Origin of the sequence: Enterovirga sp. CN4-39 (assembly GCF_049446235.1) — a bacterium.
Taxonomy (GTDB): Bacteria; Pseudomonadota; Alphaproteobacteria; order Rhizobiales; family Beijerinckiaceae; genus Enterovirga.
Genome location: NZ_JBMSEF010000001.1, coordinates 16,591 through 34,964 on the forward strand (window position 1 = coordinate 16,591; position 18,374 = coordinate 34,964).

General features: G+C 68.1%; 18 protein-coding genes. 11 read left to right on the forward strand and 7 right to left on the reverse strand.

All coding sequences use genetic code 11. The features are described from left to right. Positions 1 to 2: 2 nt before the first annotated feature. Entirely contained in the window at positions 3 to 770 is a 768-nt protein-coding gene (locus tag ACO2SS_RS00075) for a class I SAM-dependent methyltransferase (RefSeq protein ID WP_423275524.1), read from the reverse strand. A gap of 227 nt (positions 771 to 997) precedes the next feature. Between ACO2SS_RS00075 and ACO2SS_RS00080 the strand changes: the two genes are divergently transcribed. Further along, on the forward strand, positions 998 to 1,708 hold the full coding sequence (locus ACO2SS_RS00080) for an alpha/beta fold hydrolase (RefSeq protein WP_423275525.1): 711 nt from the start codon (positions 998 to 1,000) through the stop codon (positions 1,706 to 1,708). On the opposite strand, the gene ACO2SS_RS00085 is transcribed toward ACO2SS_RS00080, so the two are convergent. From ACO2SS_RS00085 to moaA, 6 genes are all read right to left on the reverse strand, one after another. After that, complete coding sequence (locus ACO2SS_RS00085) at positions 1,705 to 1,962, reverse strand: hypothetical protein (protein ID WP_423275526.1); 258 nt, start codon at positions 1,960 to 1,962, stop codon at positions 1,705 to 1,707. The two genes, ACO2SS_RS00080 and ACO2SS_RS00085, sit on opposite strands and share 4 nt — an antisense overlap. Before the next feature lie 112 nt (positions 1,963 to 2,074). After that, positions 2,075 to 2,956: an NAD(P)-dependent oxidoreductase gene (locus ACO2SS_RS00090; protein ID WP_423275527.1), complete on the reverse strand. Its 882-nt coding sequence runs from the start codon at positions 2,954 to 2,956 to the stop codon at positions 2,075 to 2,077. Positions 2,957 to 3,015: 59 nt separating this feature from the next. Continuing rightward, a complete protein-coding gene (locus ACO2SS_RS00095) occupies positions 3,016 to 3,789 on the reverse strand; it encodes a transporter substrate-binding domain-containing protein (RefSeq protein WP_423275528.1) in 774 nt (257 codons plus the stop codon). Next, positions 3,786 to 5,684 carry a TRAP transporter large permease gene (locus ACO2SS_RS00100; protein WP_423275529.1) on the reverse strand — a complete coding sequence of 633 codons (1,899 nt, stop codon included), beginning with the start codon at positions 5,682 to 5,684 and terminating at the stop codon, positions 3,786 to 3,788. Before ACO2SS_RS00100 ends, ACO2SS_RS00095 begins: the two co-directional genes overlap by 4 nt. Positions 5,685 to 5,728: 44 nt before the next feature. Then, positions 5,729 to 6,343: a TRAP transporter small permease subunit gene (locus tag ACO2SS_RS00105; RefSeq protein WP_423275530.1), complete on the reverse strand. Its 615-nt coding sequence runs from the start codon at positions 6,341 to 6,343 to the stop codon at positions 5,729 to 5,731. A gap of 156 nt (positions 6,344 to 6,499) precedes the next feature. Then, positions 6,500 to 7,534, reverse strand: a complete 1,035-nt coding sequence (gene moaA, locus ACO2SS_RS00110; RefSeq protein ID WP_423275531.1) for a GTP 3',8-cyclase MoaA — start codon at positions 7,532 to 7,534, stop codon at positions 6,500 to 6,502. Positions 7,535 to 7,628: 94 nt separating this feature from the next. Between moaA and ACO2SS_RS00115 the strand changes: the two genes are divergently transcribed. The 10 genes from ACO2SS_RS00115 to bamA all read left to right on the forward strand — a co-directional run bounded on the left by ACO2SS_RS00115 (position 7,629) and on the right by bamA (position 18,349). Then, positions 7,629 to 8,003, forward strand: coding sequence for a gamma-butyrobetaine hydroxylase-like domain-containing protein (locus tag ACO2SS_RS00115; RefSeq protein WP_423275532.1), 375 nt, complete (start codon positions 7,629 to 7,631; stop codon positions 8,001 to 8,003). A 173-nt stretch (positions 8,004 to 8,176) separates the two neighbouring features. After that, the gene (locus tag ACO2SS_RS00120) at positions 8,177 to 9,196 is read left to right on the forward strand and encodes a 30S ribosomal protein S2 (protein ID WP_423275533.1); all 1,020 of its coding nucleotides are present in this window, start codon (positions 8,177 to 8,179) and stop codon (positions 9,194 to 9,196) included. A gap of 84 nt (positions 9,197 to 9,280) precedes the next feature. Then, complete coding sequence (gene tsf / locus ACO2SS_RS00125; RefSeq protein WP_423275534.1) at positions 9,281 to 10,234, forward strand: translation elongation factor Ts; 954 nt, start codon at positions 9,281 to 9,283, stop codon at positions 10,232 to 10,234. Positions 10,235 to 10,307: 73 nt separating this feature from the next. Then, complete coding sequence (pyrH, locus tag ACO2SS_RS00130; protein ID WP_423275535.1) at positions 10,308 to 11,033, forward strand: UMP kinase; 726 nt, start codon at positions 10,308 to 10,310, stop codon at positions 11,031 to 11,033. A 52-nt stretch (positions 11,034 to 11,085) separates the two neighbouring features. Then, positions 11,086 to 11,649, forward strand: coding sequence for a ribosome recycling factor (gene frr / locus ACO2SS_RS00135; protein ID WP_423275536.1), 564 nt, complete (start codon positions 11,086 to 11,088; stop codon positions 11,647 to 11,649). A gap of 30 nt (positions 11,650 to 11,679) precedes the next feature. Further along, on the forward strand, positions 11,680 to 12,444 hold the full coding sequence (locus ACO2SS_RS00140; RefSeq protein ID WP_423275537.1) for an isoprenyl transferase: 765 nt from the start codon (positions 11,680 to 11,682) through the stop codon (positions 12,442 to 12,444). Position 12,445: 1 nt separating this feature from the next. Further along, positions 12,446 to 13,300, forward strand: a complete 855-nt coding sequence (locus ACO2SS_RS00145) for a phosphatidate cytidylyltransferase (RefSeq protein ID WP_423275538.1) — start codon at positions 12,446 to 12,448, stop codon at positions 13,298 to 13,300. 10 nt (positions 13,301 to 13,310) lie between these two features. Further along, positions 13,311 to 14,498 carry a 1-deoxy-D-xylulose-5-phosphate reductoisomerase gene (gene dxr / locus ACO2SS_RS00150; RefSeq protein ID WP_423275539.1) on the forward strand — a complete coding sequence of 396 codons (1,188 nt, stop codon included), beginning with the start codon at positions 13,311 to 13,313 and terminating at the stop codon, positions 14,496 to 14,498. Between the two features lie 10 nt (positions 14,499 to 14,508). Further along, complete coding sequence (rseP, locus tag ACO2SS_RS00155) at positions 14,509 to 15,675, forward strand: RIP metalloprotease RseP (protein ID WP_423275540.1); 1,167 nt, start codon at positions 14,509 to 14,511, stop codon at positions 15,673 to 15,675. Positions 15,676 to 15,832: 157 nt separating this feature from the next. Continuing rightward, positions 15,833 to 18,349, forward strand: a complete 2,517-nt coding sequence (gene bamA / locus ACO2SS_RS00160) for an outer membrane protein assembly factor BamA (RefSeq protein ID WP_423275541.1) — start codon at positions 15,833 to 15,835, stop codon at positions 18,347 to 18,349. Positions 18,350 to 18,374 lie beyond the last annotated feature (25 nt).

Here is an 18,374-nt window from a genome sequence, read left to right on the forward strand (position 1 = left end):
CGTCATTGCCGGATCTCGCCCCGGCTGCGGCGCGCGATGCAGACCTGGTTCAGGCTATCCCCCGTGAGGGGATTGCCGTCGAAATCGCCGAAGCGTGCTTCCAGCTCGAGCCCGGCGGCGTGCAGGAGCAGCGGCAGTTCCTGCGGGAAGATCGTCCGGAGCCGCATCTCCCGGGTCCGTCGGCGCTCGCTGTCCTCGTCGCCGAGCTGCCACCTGAGGACCCGCACCTGCGCGACCGGATCATAGGCGAGGAGCTCCTCGATCGCCGCTGGTCGCGGCGGCCGGCCGGGAGGGTCGAGCGTGACGCTCGCCCGGTACGGCCGGGAGAGTTCGTCGATGCGCGGGTTCACGACGTCGAAGGCGAGCCGGCCGCCGGGGGCGAGGTGCCGGGCGATCCGCTCCAATCCGCCGACGAGCTCCTCGTTGGTGACGAGGTGGGACAGCGAATTGCAGGACACGATGACGAGGGCGAAGTCGCGCCCGAGCTCGAACGACCGCATGTCGTCCTGGACGAACGCGATCTCCACGCGGGCGCCGGCCGCCTTGCGCCGCGCCGCCTCGAGCATCGCGGCGGAGTTGTCGATGCCCACGACCTCGTGCCCGTCCTTCGCGAGCGGCACCGAGATGCGTCCGGTGCCGCAGGCGAGTTCGAGCACGGGCCCGCCGCGCCGTGCGGCGAGCCTCCGATAGAAGCTCTCGCACGGGCCTGGCGGAACGACGGCATCGTAGAGCGACGGCGCCTCGTACAGCGCCACCTCGGTGTCATGCATCGGGCTGGAAATTCCGTCGGCCGGACGCGGCCACGACGGCCGCCCGCCTCAGGAAGCCGAGATCCAGAGCTGGCTCAAACCTTTTCGAGAGCAGCGGCTGGAAAATCGAGAGCCGTTCCTGCATCCGGCGGGGACCAGAGCTTCATCGTTCGGCCGAGGTTCCAGGTGAAGCCGCGATGGGTGACCTGTAGGAAGCAGCACCCCCTTCCGCTCCCGGCGCCCCTTCGATGAATATTCTTCTGATCCCCGGTTTCATGACGGACGGCTCCTTGTGGGACGAGGTCGCCCCGGAGCTCGCGGTGCTCGGGCCCGTCATCCGCGGCGACCCGGGCCGCTCGTCCACCATCCGGGAGATGGCGGAGGACATGCTCCGGCAGGCGCCGGATCGGTTCGCGCTGATCGGCTTCTCGATGGGCGGCTATGTGGCCCGGGAGATGGTGCGGATCGCGCCGGAGCGGATCGTGGCGCTCGTACTGATCGCGACCTCCGCCCGGGCGGACACGCCCGAACAGGCACGGCGGAAGATCGCCGCCGCGAGCGCCGTCGACCCCGCCCGGTTCGGCGGGGTGAGCCGGGCCGCCATCCTCGCCTCGCTGCATCCGGCCCGCTCCGGCGATGAGGCGCTGATCGAGCGCGTCCGGGCCATGAGCGAACGGGTGGGCGGCGAGGTGTTCCGGCGGCAGGCGGCCCAGCTGCGGGCAGGCGACCTCGACGGGCTCGCCGCGATCCGGTGCCCGACCCTGATCGTCGCGGCAGACCGGGACGCCTTGCGCAGCCGGGAGGAGGCGGAGGAACTCCACCACGGGATCCCGGGCTCCACCCTGGTCCTCATCGAAGGATCGGGACACATGATCCCGATCGAGGAACCGGAGCAACTCGTCGCCGCCATTCTGCCCTGGCTCCGGGCGCAGGCTGATGGTGATCGGTCCGGAGGCTAGTAGCCGTAGCGCCGGTCCATCCGCCGGTCGTGGCGCATTGTCCTTCGATCCATCCGTCGTTCGTGCCGCCCCATTCGCCGGTCTGCGCGACGGTACATTCCAGGGGTCTGCACCTCGACGATCAGCCCGTCCGCCAGGGCAGACGTGCCGACGGCCGACCGCGACGAGCCGAGCGGGGCGGCGATCCCTCCGCTTCCCAGGCCCAGCGCAAGCGCAACAGCAAGGGGAAGCACGGCAGGCTTGAGGAACGCCATCGTGACCTCCGTCACTTCATGCGGTTCCAGGACTGGCACCGCACGGCGATTGCGTGCCCTCGCGGTCAGATTGCTTGATCGGACGGGCCGCGGCCGTCCGACCGGCGAGGCCTCAGGCCTTCTTCGCGTTCTGCTGCAGGCGGGCGAGGAGGCTCGACGTGTCCCAGCGGTTGCCGCCCATGCGCTGCACCTCGCCGTAGAACTGGTCGACCAGCGCCGTGACGGGGAGGGTCGCGCCGTTGCGGCGGGCTTCCTCCAGGCAGATCGCGAGGTCCTTGCGCATCCAGTCGACGGCGAAGCCGAACTCGTACTTGCCCTCGTTCATGGTCTTGCCGCGATTCTCCATCTGCCAGGAGCCGGCGGCGCCCTTCGAGATGACGTCGAGCACGGCCTCGATGTCGAGGCCGGAATGCTTGCCGAAATGCACCGCCTCGGCGAGGCCCTGGACGAGGCCGGCGATGCAGATCTGGTTCATCATCTTGGCGAGCTGGCCGGAACCCGACGGCCCCAGCAGGCGGCAGGACCGCGCATAGCTCATGATGACGGGCTCGACGGCCGCATAGGTCGCGCCATCGCCGCCGCACATCACGGTCAGGACGCCGTTCTCGGCCCCGGCCTGGCCGCCGGAGACCGGCGCGTCGATGAAGCCGAAGCCGCGCTCCTTCGCGTTCGCCTCGAGCTCGCGCGCGACGGCCGCCGAGGCGGTCGTGTGGTCGACGAAGGTCCGGCCCTTGCCCATGGCCGCGAAGGCGCCGTCCTTCCCGGTCGTGACCGAGCGGAGGTCGTCGTCGTTGCCGACGCAGGCGAAGACGATCTCCTGGCCCTCGGCCGCCTCGGCCGGGGTCCGGGCCGCCCGGCCGCCGTTCTCGGAGACCCACTTCTCGGCCTTGGCGAAGGTCCGGTTGTAGACCGTCACCTCGTGCCCCTTCTGGCCGAGATGCCGGGCCATCGGGTAGCCCATCACGCCCAGGCCCAGGAACGCCACTTTCGCCATCGCTTCCCCCTTGATCGTCAGGCCGCTCTTATGGAGCGACCGGCGGGCGGTCAAACCGCCTACCGGATGTCGAACGGAACGTATTTCGCCCGGATGCGGTCGTAGGCGCCGCTCGCGATCACCCGGTCGATCGCGGCGTTGAAGAACTCGAGCAGGGTGGTGTCGCCCTTGCGCACCGCGACCCCCACGCCCTCGCCCCGGTTCACGGGCAGGTCGCCGATGAAGCGGCAGCACATCTTGCCTTCGCGCGAGTCGAGGAATTTCGAGATCTCGAGCTTGTCGCCGAGCACGTAGTCGAGCCGCCCGGTGAGGAGGTCGAGATTGGCCTCCTCCTGCTTGCCGAAGGGGCGGATGTCGGCGCTCCGGTAGGTGCTCTCGAGGTAGCCCGCGAACTCGCTGTCGGCGACCACGCCGACGCTCTTGCCGACGAGGTCCGGGATGCCACCCCCGGCATCGGCGGCGGTCGCCTTGGAGGCCATGAGGGCCGCCGGGATCGCGTAGTAGCGCTTGGAGAAGGCGACGCGGTGCCTGCGCTCCTTCGTGATCTCCATCGACGACATGATGGCGTCGTAGCGGCGCTCCTTGAGGCCGGAGACCATCCCGTCCCAGTCCTGCAGGACGAAGGTGCAGGTGGCCGCCATGGCCTCGCACATGGCGCGGCCGAGCTCGATCTCGAAGCCGGCGGGCTCGTTGTTCTCCACGTAGTTGAACGGAGGGTAGGCCCCCTCCGTAGCGATGCGGATCGGCTGCGCCGGCGCGGATGGGGCCTGTGCCGCGGCGGGGCCCGAGAGCCACGCCAGAGCCAGCAACCCTATCAGGCGCGCCGCACTCACTGGATCTTCGGCGGGGCGCCGAAGTCGATCGGCGGCAGGCCGCCCCCTCCGCCCGGCAGGTCGAGCCCGGGGACCGAGAGGTTGTCGAGGCTGCGCTGCACGGCGGCCGGATCCACCACCGTTGCGGCCGTTTTGTAGTGCATCACGATCTGCGGGTAGAAGATCACGATCGCCACCATGATGAGCTGGATCACCACGAAGGGGATCGAGCCCATGTAGATCTGCCCGGTGGTCACGGGCGCCATCTGCTTGCCCGTGATGCGGTCGAGATAGGGCACCTTCGGGGCGACCGAGCGCAGGAAGAACAGCGCGAAGCCGAAGGGCGGGTGCATGAAGCTCGTCTGCATGTTCACGGCGAGCATCACGCCGAACCAGATCAGGTCGATGCCGAGCTTGTCGGCTACGGGTCCGAGCAGCGGGATGATGATGAAGGCGAGCTCGAAGTAGTCGAGGAAGAACGCCAGCACGAAGACGAGCGCGTTCACGACCACCAGGAAGCCGGTCTGGCCGCCCGGGAGCGAGGTCATCAGGTGCTCGACCCAGATATGGCCGTTGACGCCATAGAAGGTCAGCGAGAACACGCGCGCGCCGAGCAGGATGAAGATCACGAAGGCGGAGAGCTTCGCGGTCGATTCCGTCGCCTGCTGGACGAGCGACCAGTTGAACCGCGCCGGATTGCGGTCGAGCCGGCGCTTGACGGCGGCGAGGATGAGGGAGCCGAGCGCACCCATCGCGCCGCCCTCCGTCGGGGTCGCGACGCCGATGAAGATGGTGCCGAGCACGAGGAAGATGAGGAGGAGCGGCGGCACCATCACGAAGGTGACCTGGGTCGCCATCCGGGACATCAGCCGCAACCCGGCCATCCGCTCGACGAGGCCGACGAGCAGCGCATAGAGCGCGGCGGCCGCCACCATCTCGATCACGAGGGCGGTGACCTCGTAGCTCGGGTAGGCGCGGTGCAGGAAGAGGTAGGCCGCGCCGAGGACGACCACGAACAGGGCCGAGAGGACCACGCGGCTCGCGCCGAGGAAGCGGTGCATCACGGCGCAGATGAGCGCGACCACGGTGGAGACGCAGATCGTCAGGATGACGAAATCGGCGCCGCCCCGGATGCTCGTCTGCGTCATCACGTAGTAGCCGACGAGGCCGGAGAAGAGGACGAGCACGCCGAGCTGCCAGACGCCGCGCGAGCCGTCCGGCTCCCGGTACCCGATCGCCTCGACCGGGAGGCCCGGGGCGGATTTCGGGTAGATCATGCTCATCAGGAACACGTAGCCGGCATAGAGGCCGGCGAGGATCAGGCCCGGCAGGAACGCGCCCTCATACATGTCGCCGACGGAGCGGCCGAGCTGGTCGGCCATGACGATGAGGACGAGCGAGGGCGGGATGATCTGCGCGAGCGTGCCGGAGGCCGCGATCACGCCCGAGGCGACGCGCCGGTCGTAGCCGTAGCGCAGCATGATGGGCAGCGAGATCAGGCCCATGGAGATGACGGAGGCCGCGACCACGCCTGTGGTCGCCGCGAGCAGCGCGCCGACGAAGATCACCGCATAGGCGAGGCCGCCGCGGATGGTGCCGAAGAGCTGGCCGATCGTGTCGAGCAGGTCCTCGGCCATGCCCGACCGTTCGAGGATCAGGCCCATGAATGTGAAGAACGGTACCGCCAGCAGCACCTCGTTCGACATCACCTGGAAGACGCGTTCGGGCAGCGCCTGCAGGAGGGGCCAGCTCAGCGTGATCGAATGCGGCGCATAGGGCGCGAGTTCGACCGCGATGATGAAGAAGAGGAGCCCGTTCGCGGCCAGCGCGAAGGCGACCGGGTAGCCGAGGAGCAGGAAGATGACGAGCGCCGCGAACATGATCGGCGCGAGGTTGTTGGCGATGAATTCAGCCACGTGAGCCTCGGACAGGAATTACGAGTTGCGGGCGGCGCGACGGGTCAGCTCTGCAGGGCCGGGGGTTTCACGTTCGGATCGCTGCCGGTGAGGGCGAGCAGGCGCTCGGCCTCGGCCTCGGCGGCCGTCTGGTGCCCGACGGCATGCGGATCCGCCATGATCCCGCGCGCGATCGCCACGCGCTTGATCACCTCGCTCACCCACTGGACCAGCAGGAGCGCGAAGCCGACCAGGATCAGGAGTTTCGCAGGCCAGATCGTCAGGCCGCCGGCGCTGCTCGAGACCTCCCCGCTCCTGAACGAGCTCAGGAAGAAGGGCCAGGAGAGCACCGTCATCAGCAGCGCGAAGGGAAGGAGAAACAGGAAGAGGCCGATGAACTCGATGATGTTCCGGCCGCGCTCCGACAGCTTCGAGGAGACGATGTCGATGCGGATGTGCTCGTTCACGGCGAGCGTCCAGGGAGCGCAGAACATGAAGACTGCGCCGAACAGATACCACTGGAGTTCGAGCCAGGCGTTCGAAGAAACCCCGAATGCCTTCCGGACGATCGCGTTCACGGCCGAGACGAGGACAGCGACGAGGATCGCCCAGGCGGAGATGCGCCCGATCGCGCGGGTGAAGCCGTCGATCGCGCGGCTGAGACTGAGCAGGGCGGTCACGCGTTTTCCCTCTGGCGCCGCTTCGTCGGGCAGCGTCCGTCAAAAAATCGCGGCAACCTCAAGGGCAGGAGGCGGCCAGCGTCAAGCCGCCAAGTCGAAGATAGACTAAAGACCGAGTGGTTCGGCTCGGTGCAGCGCCGACCGGAAGGGCTTCGGTCAGCCCCCCGTCACGCTCATGTGGCGCGGCACTGCCGGCCTGGATTGGCGCTCGATGACGAAGTCGTGCCCCTTGGGCTTGCGGCCGATCGCCTCGTCGATGGCGGCCTCCAGCCGATCGTCTCCCTCCGACCCCCGCATGGCGGCGCGCAGGTCGGCGGCATCCTCCTGGCCGAGGCACATGAAGAGCTGGCCGGTGCAGGTGAGTCGGACGCGGTTGCAGCTTTCGCAGAAATTGTGGGTGAGCGGCGTGATGAAGCCGATGCGCCCGCCCGTCTCCGCCACGCGCACGTAGCGCGCGGGCCCGCCCGTGCGCTCGCTCGTGTCCGTAAGAGTATAGGACGCAGCGAGTCGCTCGCGCACGACCGAGAGCGGCATGAACTGCTCGATTCGCTCCGGCTCGATGTCGCCCATGGGCATGACCTCGATGAAGGTCAGGTCCATGCCGCGCCCATGCGCCCAGGCGACCATGGATTCGATCTCGTCCTCGTTCACGCCCTTCAGGGCGACCGCGTTGATCTTCACCTTGATGCCGGCAGCCTGGGCGGCGTCGAGGCCGCGCAACACCTGGGCGAGATCGCCCCGCCGCGTGATGCGGCGGAAGCGCTCGGGGTCGAGCGAGTCGACGGACACGTTGAGGCGGCGAACGCCGCATTCGGCGAGTTCCGCCGCATAGCGCGTCAGCAGCGTGCCGTTGGTCGTGAGGGTGAGCTCGTCCAGCGCGTCCGTCTCGAGATGCCGCGAGAGCGACCGGAACAGACTCATAATGTCACGGCGCACCAAAGGCTCGCCGCCCGTGATCCGCAGCTTGCGCACGCCCTTGCGAACGAAGGCCGAGCAGACGCGGTCCAGCTCCTCCAGGGTGAGGAGGTCGCGCTTCGGCAGGAAGGTCATCTCCTCCGCCATGCAATAGACGCAGCGGAGGTCGCAGCGGTCCGTCACGGAGACCCGGAGGTAGGTCACGTGCCGGCCGAACGGATCGACGAGGTTCGTCCGGGCGTCGACCGCGCCGGACGGAGCAATGATGGCTGACATGCTGGTGCCGGTTCCCGGGGCGAGGTGCTCTCGGCTAATGTAGGGTGTCCTATCTGGACCGTAAATCGTTCACCCGCATGAGTGGATCCAACGTGTGACGCAGGACCTCTGGCCGACCGAGATTCGGCTTCTTTCCGACAAGCGCGTGCTCGCCGTCTCCTTCGAGGACGGCCGGCGGGTCGAGGTGCCGGCGGAACTCCTGCGCGTGGAAAGCCCCTCGGCGGAGGTGCAGGGGCATGGGCCGAGCGAGCGCAAGCTCGTCGCCGGCAAGCGGAACGTCCGCATCCTGCGGGTCGACCCGGTCGGGAACTACGCCGTCCGCCTCGCCTTCGACGATGGGCATTCGAGCGGAATCTATGGCTGGGGCTTCCTGCTCGACATGGGGCTGCGCCAGGCGGAGATCATGCGGGACTACGAGGCCCGCCTGCTCCAGAAGGGGCTCGACCGCGACAGGCCCGGGATCGCGTAAAAGCAGAACGCGCCCGCGCCCGCGAGGCGCGCTCGCCTTGCCATCCCGCCGCGTGACATCTATATGCGCGCGTATTCCACACGCGGTTGCGGCCTCATGATTTGCAATGAGGCATCCGGTGTCCGGCACCCGCCGGGCCACTTCGCGCCGCGGCGGCATAACCGGAGAGAACCTTGGCACTTCCTGATTTTTCGATGCGTCAGCTCCTCGAGGCGGGCGCGCATTTCGGCCACCAGGCCCACCGCTGGAACCCGAAGATGTCGACCTACATCTTCGGCACCCGCAACAACATCCACATCATCGACCTCGCGCAGACGGTGCCGATGCTGCACCGCGCCCTGCAGGCGGTGAGCGACACGGTCGCCAAGGGCGGCCGCGTGCTGTTCGTCGGCACGAAGCGGCAGGCCTCCGACGCGGTCGCCGAGGCGGCGAAGCGTTCGGCGCAGTACTATGTGAATTCCCGCTGGCTCGGCGGCATGCTGACGAACTGGAAGACGATCTCCGGCTCGATCAGCCGGCTGCGCACGCTGGACGAGACGCTGTCCGTCGGCGGACCGGGCCTGACCAAGAAAGAGCGCCTGATGCTCTCTCGCGAGAAGGAGAAGCTCGAGAAGGCCCTCGGCGGCATCAAGGACATGGGCGGCGTGCCGGACCTCCTGTTCGTGATCGACACGAACAAGGAGCAACTGGCCATCAAGGAAGCGGGCCGCCTCGGCATCCCGGTCGCCGCGATCGTCGACACGAACTGCGATCCGGACGGCATCGCCTACCCGGTTCCGGCGAATGACGATGCGGGCCGCGCCATCGCGCTCTATTGCGACCTCATCGCCCGCGCGGCGGTCGACGGCATCGGCCGCAGCCAGGGCGATCTCGGCGTCGATCTCGGCGCGGAGGAAGCGCCGATCCTCGAGGACCTGCCGGTCGCCGAGACCACCGAGTTCGCCGAGCCGACCGAGGCCTTCGAGCTCCTGGCGGCTCCGCGCGGCGCGCCGGACGACCTGACGAAGCTGACGGGCGTCGGCCCGCAGCTGGCCAACAAGCTGAACGATGCCGGCGTGTTCCACTACTGGCAGCTCGGCGCGATGCAGCCCGACGATGTCGCCAAGCTCGATGCGGACCTCAAGCTGAACGGCCGCATCACCCGGGACGACTGGATCGGGCAGGCCCGGAACCTGATCGAGGCCGCGGCCTAACCAGCCGCCCGGTCCCCGACCAGAAGATCTTTTCGAAGCCGGCCGCGTGCCGGCTTCGCCGCAATTGAAGGAAGGAACAGGACAATGGCGACCGTCACCGCCGCAATGGTGAAGGACCTGCGCGAGAAGACCGGCGCAGGCATGATGGACTGCAAGGCCGCCCTCAACGAAACCCAGGGCGACATCGAAGCCGCCGTCGACTGGCTGCGCAAGAAGGGTCTCGCCAAGGCTGCCAAGAAGGCCGGCCGGACGGCCGCCGAGGGCCTCGTAGGCGTCGAGAGCCCCGGCCGCTCTGCGGCGATGGTCGAGATCAACTCGGAGACGGACTTCGTCGCCCGCAACGACGCGTTCCAGGCCTTCGTCCGCGAAGCGACCAAGGTCGCGCTCATGACCGCCCCGACGGTCGAGGCGCTCGAGGCCGCTCACATGCCGGGCTCGACGACGACGCTGAAGGACAAGATCCAGGAGCTCGTCGCCACCATCGGCGAGAACATGACGATCCGCCGGGTCGCCAAGCTGGAGGTGAACGAGGGTGTGGTTGCGACCTACGTCCACAACCAGGTCTCGGAAGGCCTCGGCAAGATCGGCGTGATTGTCGCGCTCGAATCGGCTGGCGATGTCGGCGAGCTCTCGACGCTCGGCCGCCAGATCGCGGCGCATATCGCGGCCATGAACCCGGTTGCGGTCGATGCCTCGGGCGTCGATGCCGCCGTCGTGGAGCGCGAGAGCGCGATCCTGCGCGAGAAGAACGCCGGCAAGCCGGACAACGTGCTCGCCAAGATCATCGAGAGCGGCCTGAAGAGCTACTACAAGGAGAACACTCTCCTGGATCAGGCCTTCGTGTACGAGCCTTCCAAGTCCGTCGCGCAGATGCTGAAGGAGGCCTCCTCCAAGGTCGGCAAGCCCGTCGAGCTGACGGGCTTCGTCCGCTTCGCGCTCGGCGAGGGCATCGAGAAGGAAGAGAGCGATTTCGCGGCCGAGGTGGCGGCGCAATCGGGAATCGGAAAGAAGCCGGACGGCGAGGGCGCCGCGGCTTGATTGATCAGGGCGGCCTCAGGGTCGCCCTTTTCATGTCGGCACTAGTGTCTGCGCCGTCGTTCGGGTTTGGGAGTTGGGATCTGTGGTAAGGCCGTATCGGCGCGTTCTCGTGAAGCTTTCCGGGGAGGCCCTGGCCGCCCCCGATGGGTATTGGCTCCATCCCCAGACGCTCGCCGAGCTCGCCGCCGACGTCGCGGCGACGGTCGAGACGGGAATCGAACTCGCGATCGTCATCGGCGGCGGCAACATCATGCGGGGTGCCCGGATGAGCCAGGCCGGGTGGATCGACCGGCCGACGGCTGATTCCATGGGCATGATGGCGACCGTGATGAACTCGCTCGCGCTCGAGACCGCGCTGAACGCGGCGGGCGTCTCGGCCAGGACGATGTCGGCCGTCTCCATGCCGACCATCTGCGAGACCTATGCCCGCCAGCCCGCGCTCCACTATCTCGACCGGGGCCAGGTGGTGGTGCTGGCCGGCGGCACGGGCAACCCCTTCTTCACCACCGACACCGCGGCGGTGCTGAGGGCCGCCGAGCTGCGCTGCGAGGCCGTGCTGAAGGCGACCCAGGTCGACGGGGTCTATTCGAGCGACCCGAAGACGGATCCCGATGCCAAGCGCTACGACAGACTTACCCACGACGAGGCGATCCAGCGCGACCTCAAGGTGATGGACACCGCCGCCTTTGCGCTTGCACGCGAGTCCCGGCTTACGGTGATCGTCGGCTCGGTCCATTCGCCGAGCTCCGTCAGGGCCATCCTGAATAGGGAGGCCGCCTCCACCGTCGTCGCCCCTTGATGCGCGCGGGCGCCGCGCGTAATCGCTTAGAATTCAAAAGAGAACTGCTTCCATGGCCGCCACGACCTTTGACGTCAGCGATCTCAAGCGCCGCATGCAGGGCGCCATCAACTCGCTGAAACACGATCTCGGGAGCCTGCGCACGGGCCGCGCCACCCCCAGCCTGGTCGAGCCGATCCAGGTTGAGGCCTACGGCGCCACGATGTCGATGGCCCAGGTCGCCACCGTCAGCGTTCCCGAGCCGCGCCTCCTGTCGATCCAGGTCTGGGACCGCGGCATGGTCGCTGCCGTCGAGAAGGCGATCCGCCAGTCCGACCTCGGCCTCAATCCACAGACGGAAGGGCAGGTGATCCGCCTGCGCATCCCCGAGATGAACGAGCAGCGCCGCAAGGAGATGGTGAAGGTCGCGCATAAATACGCCGAGGAGGCCCGCATCGCGGTCCGCCACGTGCGCCGCGACGGCCTCGACGCGCTGAAGAAGATGGAGAAGGACGGCGACATCAGCGAGGATGACGGGAAGCGCCAGGCCGACCAGGTCCAGAAGGCGACCGACCAGACCATCTCGGAGATCGACGGTGTCGTGGCCGCTAAAGAAAAGGAAATCATGCAGGTCTAAGTTTCGCGAGTTCGGCGAGCAGGACCCAGCATGCCATCCGAATCCACCGTACTGAGCCTCGCTGCCACGGAGCCCCAGCTCGGTCCGGTGCCGCGCCACGTCGCCATCATCATGGATGGCAACGGGCGCTGGGCCGCCAAGCGCGGCCTCCCCAGGCTCGAAGGACACCGCCGCGGCGTCGAGGCGGTGCGTCGCGCTGTGCGGGCGGCGGCCGCGGTCGGCATCGAGCACCTCACAGTCTACGGCTTCTCGGCCGAGAACTGGCGCCGGCCGGCAGACGAGGTCGCCGACCTCTTCGGCCTGCTGAAGCGGTTCATCCGGGTGGACCTCGCCCAGCTCCATGCGAACAACGTGCGCGTCACGGTGATCGGGCAGCGCGGCGGCCTGGCGGATGATATCCGCCTGCTCCTCGACGAGGCGGAGGAGGTGACGCGGCGGAACACGGGCCTGAACCTGATCGTGGCGTTCAACTACGGCGGCCGGCAGGAGATCGTCGAGGCGATGCGCCAGATCGCCCGGAAGGTCCAGGCCGGCGAGCTCGACCCCGAGGCGATCGGGATGGACACGATCTCGGCCTGCCTGGACACGCGCGGCATCCCCGACCCGGATCTCGTGATCCGCACCTCCGGGGAGATGCGGATCTCGAACTTCCTGCCCTGGCAGACCGCGTATTCGGAATTCGTCTTCCTGCCCGACCTCTGGCCCGATTTCGACGAGCATACCCTCCACCAGGCCCTGGACGAGTTCCGCGGCCGCGACCGCCGCTTCGGCGGGCGGAGCGGCAAGGCCCTCTGACATGGCGGAACCCGGCCAGCAGGGCCGTCATCCGGGATCGGCTCCCGGTCGCAGCGAATTGCGCCTGCGGGTCCTCTCCGGCCTCGTCCTCGCGGCCGTGGCCCTCGCGGCGACGTGGCTCGGCGGCTTCGTCTTCGCCGCGCTCTGGCTCGCGGCGGGCATCGCGATGGCGTTCGAGTGGATCACGATCACGCGGGCGGAGCCGCGGACCACCCTGGCCGCCTTGTGCGCGGCCGGTCTCGCGGGGCTCGTGGTGGCCTACAAGCTCGATACGGGCTGGTCGGCCGAACTCGCCGTCCTGGTCCTCGCCTGCGCGGGGCTCCTGATCGCCGCCGATCGGGGCCGCGATCGCGGATGGGCGCTCGCCGGGTTCGGCTATGCCGCCCTGGTCGCGCTCGTTCCCGTGATCATCCGCGACCGGCCGGAACTCGGCGCCATCGGCATCCTCTGGATGTTCGGCGTCGTCTGGACGACGGACGTGGCCGCCTATTTCACCGGGCGGGCGCTCGGCGGGCCGAAGCTCGCGCCACGCGTCAGCCCGAAGAAGACCTGGTCGGGCTTTCTCGGGGGGCTCGCGGGGGCGATCCTCGTCGGCGTCCTCGTGGTCCAACTCGGCCGCTCCTTCGGCACGGAACTGCCTTTCGGGCTCGCCTGGGTCGTCGTGGCTTCCGCGATCGCCTCGGTCGCCAGCCAGATCGGCGATCTCGGCGAATCCGCCCTGAAGCGGCATTTCGGGGCGAAGGATTCCGGACAGCTCATTCCCGGCCATGGCGGCGTCATGGACCGGCTCGATGGTTTTGCGGCGGTCGCGCTTCTCTGCGGCGTCGCGCTCGCAGGCTCACGCCTGGCGCGCTGAGGAGAGAAGTTTGACACACCGTATCACGATCCTCGGCGCGACGGGCTCCATCGGCAAGTCCACCGCCGACGTGCTGGCGCAGCATCCGGACGGCTTCAGGGTATCCGCCCTCGTGGCCGGGAGCGACGTTCGCGGCCTCGCCGAGATGGCCCGGCGGCTCGGGGCGGAGTTCGTCGCCCTGTCGGACGCCTCCAAGCAGAAGCCCCTCCGGGAGGCCCTGGCCGGCACGGGGATAGCCTCCGGGGCGGGGCCCTCGGCCGTGACCGAGGCCGTGGAGCGCGAGGCGGAGACGATCGTCGCGGCGATCTCGGGCGTCGCGGGCCTCGCACCGACGCATGCCGCCCTCAAGGCCGGGCGGCGCATCGGGCTCGCCAACAAGGAGAGCCTCGTCTGCGCCGGCACGGCCTTCATGCGCGATGCGGCGGCGACCGGCGCGGTCATCCTCCCCATGGATTCGGAGCACAACGCGCTCGCCCAGGCCCTCGCCTCCGGCCATCCGGAGGACGTCGTCACGATGACGCTCACCGCCTCGGGGGGACCGTTCCGGACCTGGGATGCCGACCGGATCGGCGCGGCGACGCCGGCCCAGACGGCCAAGCACCCGACCTATTCGATGGGCGCCAAGATCAACGTCGACTCGGCGAGCCTGATGAACAAGGGGCTCGAGCTGATAGAGGCGCACCATCTGTTCGGCCTGAGCGCCGACCAGCTCGACGTCGTGGTGCACCCGCAATCCATCATCCACGGCCTCGTCCATTGGCGCGACGGGGCGGTGACGGCCGGCCTCGCCAATCCGGACATGAAGATCCCGATCGCGAACTGCCTCGCGACAGAGCGCCGCCTTCCGATGTCGGTGCCGCGTCTCGATCTTGCCGCTATCGGCGGGTTTACCTTTGAGCCTCCCGACGAGGCACGCTTCCCGTGCCTGCGGCTGGCGAAGGCGGCGCTTTCCGCTGGAGGCGGCATGCCGGCAGTGCTGAACGGTGCGAACGAGATCGCGGTCGAGGCTTTCCTCGCGGGTCGCGCCAGCTTTCCGGACATCCCCAGGGTAGTGGAAGAGACCTGTGCGGCCCTCGCGGGCGCAGGCAGAGCGGAGCCTGCGACGGTCGAGGAGGCGCTCGCTCTCGACAGCGAAGCACGGCGGGTCGCGGCGGGACTTCTGCCGCGTGTGACACGATCGGCCGCCTCGCGGCTGTAAGGAGACGGGAATGGAATTCCTCGCAGCAGCGCTGGGCAAGGCGGGCTCACTGCTGGTCTACCCCGTCGCGTTCCTGTTCGTGCTGACGATCGTCGTGTTCGTCCACGAATACGGGCACTTCTGGGTCGGCCGGCGCTGCGGCGTCGGCGTGAAAGCCTTCTCGATCGGGTTCGGGCGGGAGCTCTTCGGCTGGGACGATCGCCACGGCACCCGCTGGAAGATCTCGGCAATTCCGCTCGGCGGCTACGTGAAGTTCGTGGGCGACATGAACGCCGCCAGCGTGCCGGACGATGCGGCGGTCGCCCGGATGTCCGCGGCCGAGCGCGCCATGAGCTTCCAGACCAAGTCGCTGCCGAAGCGGGCCGCCATCGTGGCCGCTGGGCCGGCGGCGAACTTCATCCTCGCCATCCTGGTCTTCGCGGGGCTGGCCTATTTCGGCGGGCGGCAGGTTCTCGCCCCGCGGATCGAGGCCGTCCAGCCCGGCAGCGCAGCGGAGATCGCCGGCCTGCGTCCCGACGACCTCGTGGTCTCGATCGACGGGCGGTCGATCGCGAGCTTCGCCGACATGCAGCGGCTCGTCTCGACGAGCGCCGGCGACACGCTCGAGATCATCGTGGAGCGCGACGGGCGCCGCCTGAACCTCCAGGCGACCCCGACCGTTCGCGAGGTCGAGGTTCCGGGATTCGGCAAGCAGCGGATGGGCCTGCTCGGCATCCAGGGCTCGCGCGATCCGGCGGATGTTCGCTTCGTGCGCTACGGACCGCTCGAGTCGCTGTCGCTCGGCGTCTACGAGACCTGGAGCGTGGTCGACCGCACGTTCAACTACCTCGGGAAGCTGATCAGCGGACGCGAATCGGCGCAGCAGCTCTCGGGGCCGATCGGCATCATGCGGGTCTCGGGCGAGGTGGCCTCGCTGGGCGGGGTGAGCCCCCTGATCTCCCTGGTCGCGATTCTCTCGGTTTCGATCGGTCTCATCAATCTATTCCCGATTCCGCTCCTCGATGGCGGCCATCTGCTCTTCTACGCGGTCGAGGCTGTGCGTGGCCGCCCCTTGAGCGACAGGGCGCAGGAGATCGGGTTCAGGATCGGGCTTGCCATCGTGGTGATGCTCATGCTCTTCGCCACTTGGAATGACATTGTTCACCTTGGCGCATCATTTGCCGGCCGTGGGACGTGACACGGACGCAACGCGCGCTGAGAATGAGCCAACGTTAAGCTTAACCGGGTGTCCTTGGTTCGGGGCACCCGTTAGAAGCGGATTTCTCGCGGCTGCGTGAGATAAGCCGCCGAAATGGGCCTCGCTTCGAGAGAAGCAAGAGCGAGACGGGCAGTTGATGATGCTGATGAAGACGGTCCGACGGTTCAAGTCGGCGAGCCTAGCCGCTGCGGTCCTCGCAGTGGCCCTGCTTAGCGGGGGCGGTGTCGCCCTTGCGCAGGAGATCGTCGTCCAGGGCAACGGCCGGGTCGATGCGGAGACCGTGCGGTCCTACGTGACCGGGTCGGGCTCCCTCGAGGAGGCGCGCCGCAACATGCTGCAGACCGGCATGTTCTCGGATGTGCGCCTGTCCCGCCAGGGCAACCGGATCATCGTCAACGTCCGCGAGAACACCACGGTCAACCGTGTCGTGATCGAGGGCAGCAAGCGCTTCCAGCGCGACGCGATCGAGAACGAACTCCAGACGAAGGCGCGGCGCCCGTTCAACCAGGCGACCGTCGACGCGGACGTCGCCCGCCTGCGCGAGCTCTATGCCCGGGTCGGCCGCGCGGCCGCCAAGGTCTCGGCCCGCACCGTCGATCTTCCGAATGGCCGCATCGACGTGGTGTTCACGGTCGAGGAGGGCGGCAAGACCGGCGTCGTCGAGATCAACTTCGTCGGCAACGAAGCGTTCTCCTCGCGCCGCCTGCGCGAGCTGATGAACACGACGGAGATGAACCTCCTGTCGTTCCTGAAGTCGAACGACGTCTACGATCCGGACAAGATCGCCCTCGACGCGGAGATCATCCGCCGCCACTACCTCAAGAACGGCTATGCCGACTTCCACTTTGTCTCGACGGACGCCCGTTACGACGACCAGAAGGAAGGCTATGTCATCACCTTCACGGTGAGCGAGGGCCAGCAGTACCGCGTCGGCTCGGTCGGCTTCGACAGCCGCGTGTCGCAGGTCGACCCGACGATCCTCAAGGACGAGATCGAGCCGCGCGTCGGCGACGTCTACAGCGCCGAGGACGTCGAGAAGACCCTCAACAACATGACGAACGCGGCGGTCCGTCGTGGCCAGCCCTTCGTGATCGTGCGCCCGACCGGCGCCCGGAACCCCGCCACCCACACGGTCGATATCGGCTTCGTCGTGGAGGAGGGCCCGCGCGTCTACATCGAGCGCATCAATGTCCGCGGCAACACCCGCACCCGCGACTACGTCATCCGTCGCGAGCTCGACATCGGTGAAGGCGACCCCTTCAACAAGGTGCTGATGGACCGCGCCGAGCGTCGCCTGAACGGCCTCGGCTACTTCAAGAAGGTCCGTGTCTCGACCGAGCCGGGCAGCGCGGCCGACCGCGTGGTCGTCAACATCGACGTCGAGGATCAGCCCACCGGCGCCTTCTCGATCTCGGGCGGCTACTCGACCTCCGACGGCGCCATCGGCGAGGTCGCGATCTCCGAGTCGAACTTCCTCGGCCGTGGCCAGTTCGTCCGCCTTGCCGGCCAGCTCGGCCAGCGCTCGAACGGCGTCGACTTCAGCTTCACGGAGCCGTACTTCCTCGGCTACCGCTTCGCGGCCGGCTTCGACCTCTTCTCGAAGTACTCGGACCAGACCCAGTACTCGCGCTACGAGAACCGGACGACCGGCGGTCAGATCCGCATCGGCCTGCCGCTCACGGAAGAGTCCGGCGTCACGCTGCGCTACTCGCTTTACGAGCAGAACCTGAAGGTGCCGAACACCATCCGGCGGCCGTACAACGACTGCTCGGTTCCGATCCCCGGCTACACGCTGCTGAATCCGGATGGCACGTCCGCCTATCCGTCCTGCGCCTTCGACGGCGAGGCCTCGATCGCGGTGAAGGAGTCCCAGGGCTCGACCCTGACCTCGCTCGCCGGCCTGACGCTCGCCTACAACACGGTGAACGACCTGCGGAACCCGCGTAACGGCCTCTATGCCGAGGCCAAGCCGGAGATCGCCGGCCTGGGTGGCGACTCGAACTTCTTCCGCGTCACCGGCGAGGCCCGCTACTACAAGGAGCTCTACGAGGACATCATCGGCCTCGTGAAGATCCAGGGCGGCCACATCGAGTCGACCGGCAGCAACCGCTCCTCGAACGGGCTCGCCACCTTCGGCGGCGACCTCCGCCTCGTGGACCACTTCTTCCTCGGCCCGACACTGGTCCGCGGCTTCGCTCCCTCGGGTATCGGTCCGCGCGACATCTCAACCCCGGATTCGAGCCAGAACGCGCTCGGCGGCACCACCTATATCGGCGGTACCCTCGAGGCTCAGTTCCCGATCCCGCTCATTCCGCGTGATCTCGGGATCAAGGGTGCGGTCTTCGCCGATGCCGGTACGCTGTTCGGCTACCGGGGACCCCGCGGCTTCGACGTCACCCGTGACGGCACGATCAGCTGCGGCAACCCGACCATTCAGCCGGAATGCGTGAACGTCCGCGACCGGATCGTGCTGCGGTCCTCGATCGGCGCCTCGATCCTCTGGAACTCGCCGCTTGGCCCGATCCGGTTCGACTACGCCTATGCCCTGTCCAAGGACGAAGGCGTGATCGTGAACTATCCGACGCTCGGACCAGTGCGGGTTGGGCAGGACCAGACGCAGGCCTTCCGTTTCTCCGGCGGCACCCGCTTCTGATCCGCCTCATCTGAGAGAGTATCGC

What these genes read in the sequence shown, in the direction of transcription:
- ACO2SS_RS00075 (WP_423275524.1), bottom strand. Translation starts at nt 770, where the DNA reads ATGCATGACACCGAGGTGGCGCTGTACGAGGCGCCGTCGCTCTACGAT.
- ACO2SS_RS00080 (WP_423275525.1), top strand. Translation starts at nt 998, where the DNA reads ATGAATATTCTTCTGATCCCCGGTTTCATGACGGACGGCTCCTTGTGG.
- ACO2SS_RS00085 (WP_423275526.1), bottom strand. Translation starts at nt 1,962, where the DNA reads ATGGCGTTCCTCAAGCCTGCCGTGCTTCCCCTTGCTGTTGCGCTTGCG.
- ACO2SS_RS00090 (WP_423275527.1), bottom strand. Translation starts at nt 2,956, where the DNA reads ATGGCGAAAGTGGCGTTCCTGGGCCTGGGCGTGATGGGCTACCCGATG.
- moaA (WP_423275531.1), bottom strand. Translation starts at nt 7,534, where the DNA reads ATGTCAGCCATCATTGCTCCGTCCGGCGCGGTCGACGCCCGGACGAAC.
- tsf (WP_423275534.1), top strand. Translation starts at nt 9,281, where the DNA reads ATGGCGACCGTCACCGCCGCAATGGTGAAGGACCTGCGCGAGAAGACC.
- frr (WP_423275536.1), top strand. Translation starts at nt 11,086, where the DNA reads ATGGCCGCCACGACCTTTGACGTCAGCGATCTCAAGCGCCGCATGCAG.
- ACO2SS_RS00140 (WP_423275537.1), top strand. Translation starts at nt 11,680, where the DNA reads ATGCCATCCGAATCCACCGTACTGAGCCTCGCTGCCACGGAGCCCCAG.
- ACO2SS_RS00145 (WP_423275538.1), top strand. Translation starts at nt 12,446, where the DNA reads ATGGCGGAACCCGGCCAGCAGGGCCGTCATCCGGGATCGGCTCCCGGT.
- rseP (WP_423275540.1), top strand. Translation starts at nt 14,509, where the DNA reads ATGGAATTCCTCGCAGCAGCGCTGGGCAAGGCGGGCTCACTGCTGGTC.
- bamA (WP_423275541.1), top strand. Translation starts at nt 15,833, where the DNA reads ATGATGCTGATGAAGACGGTCCGACGGTTCAAGTCGGCGAGCCTAGCC.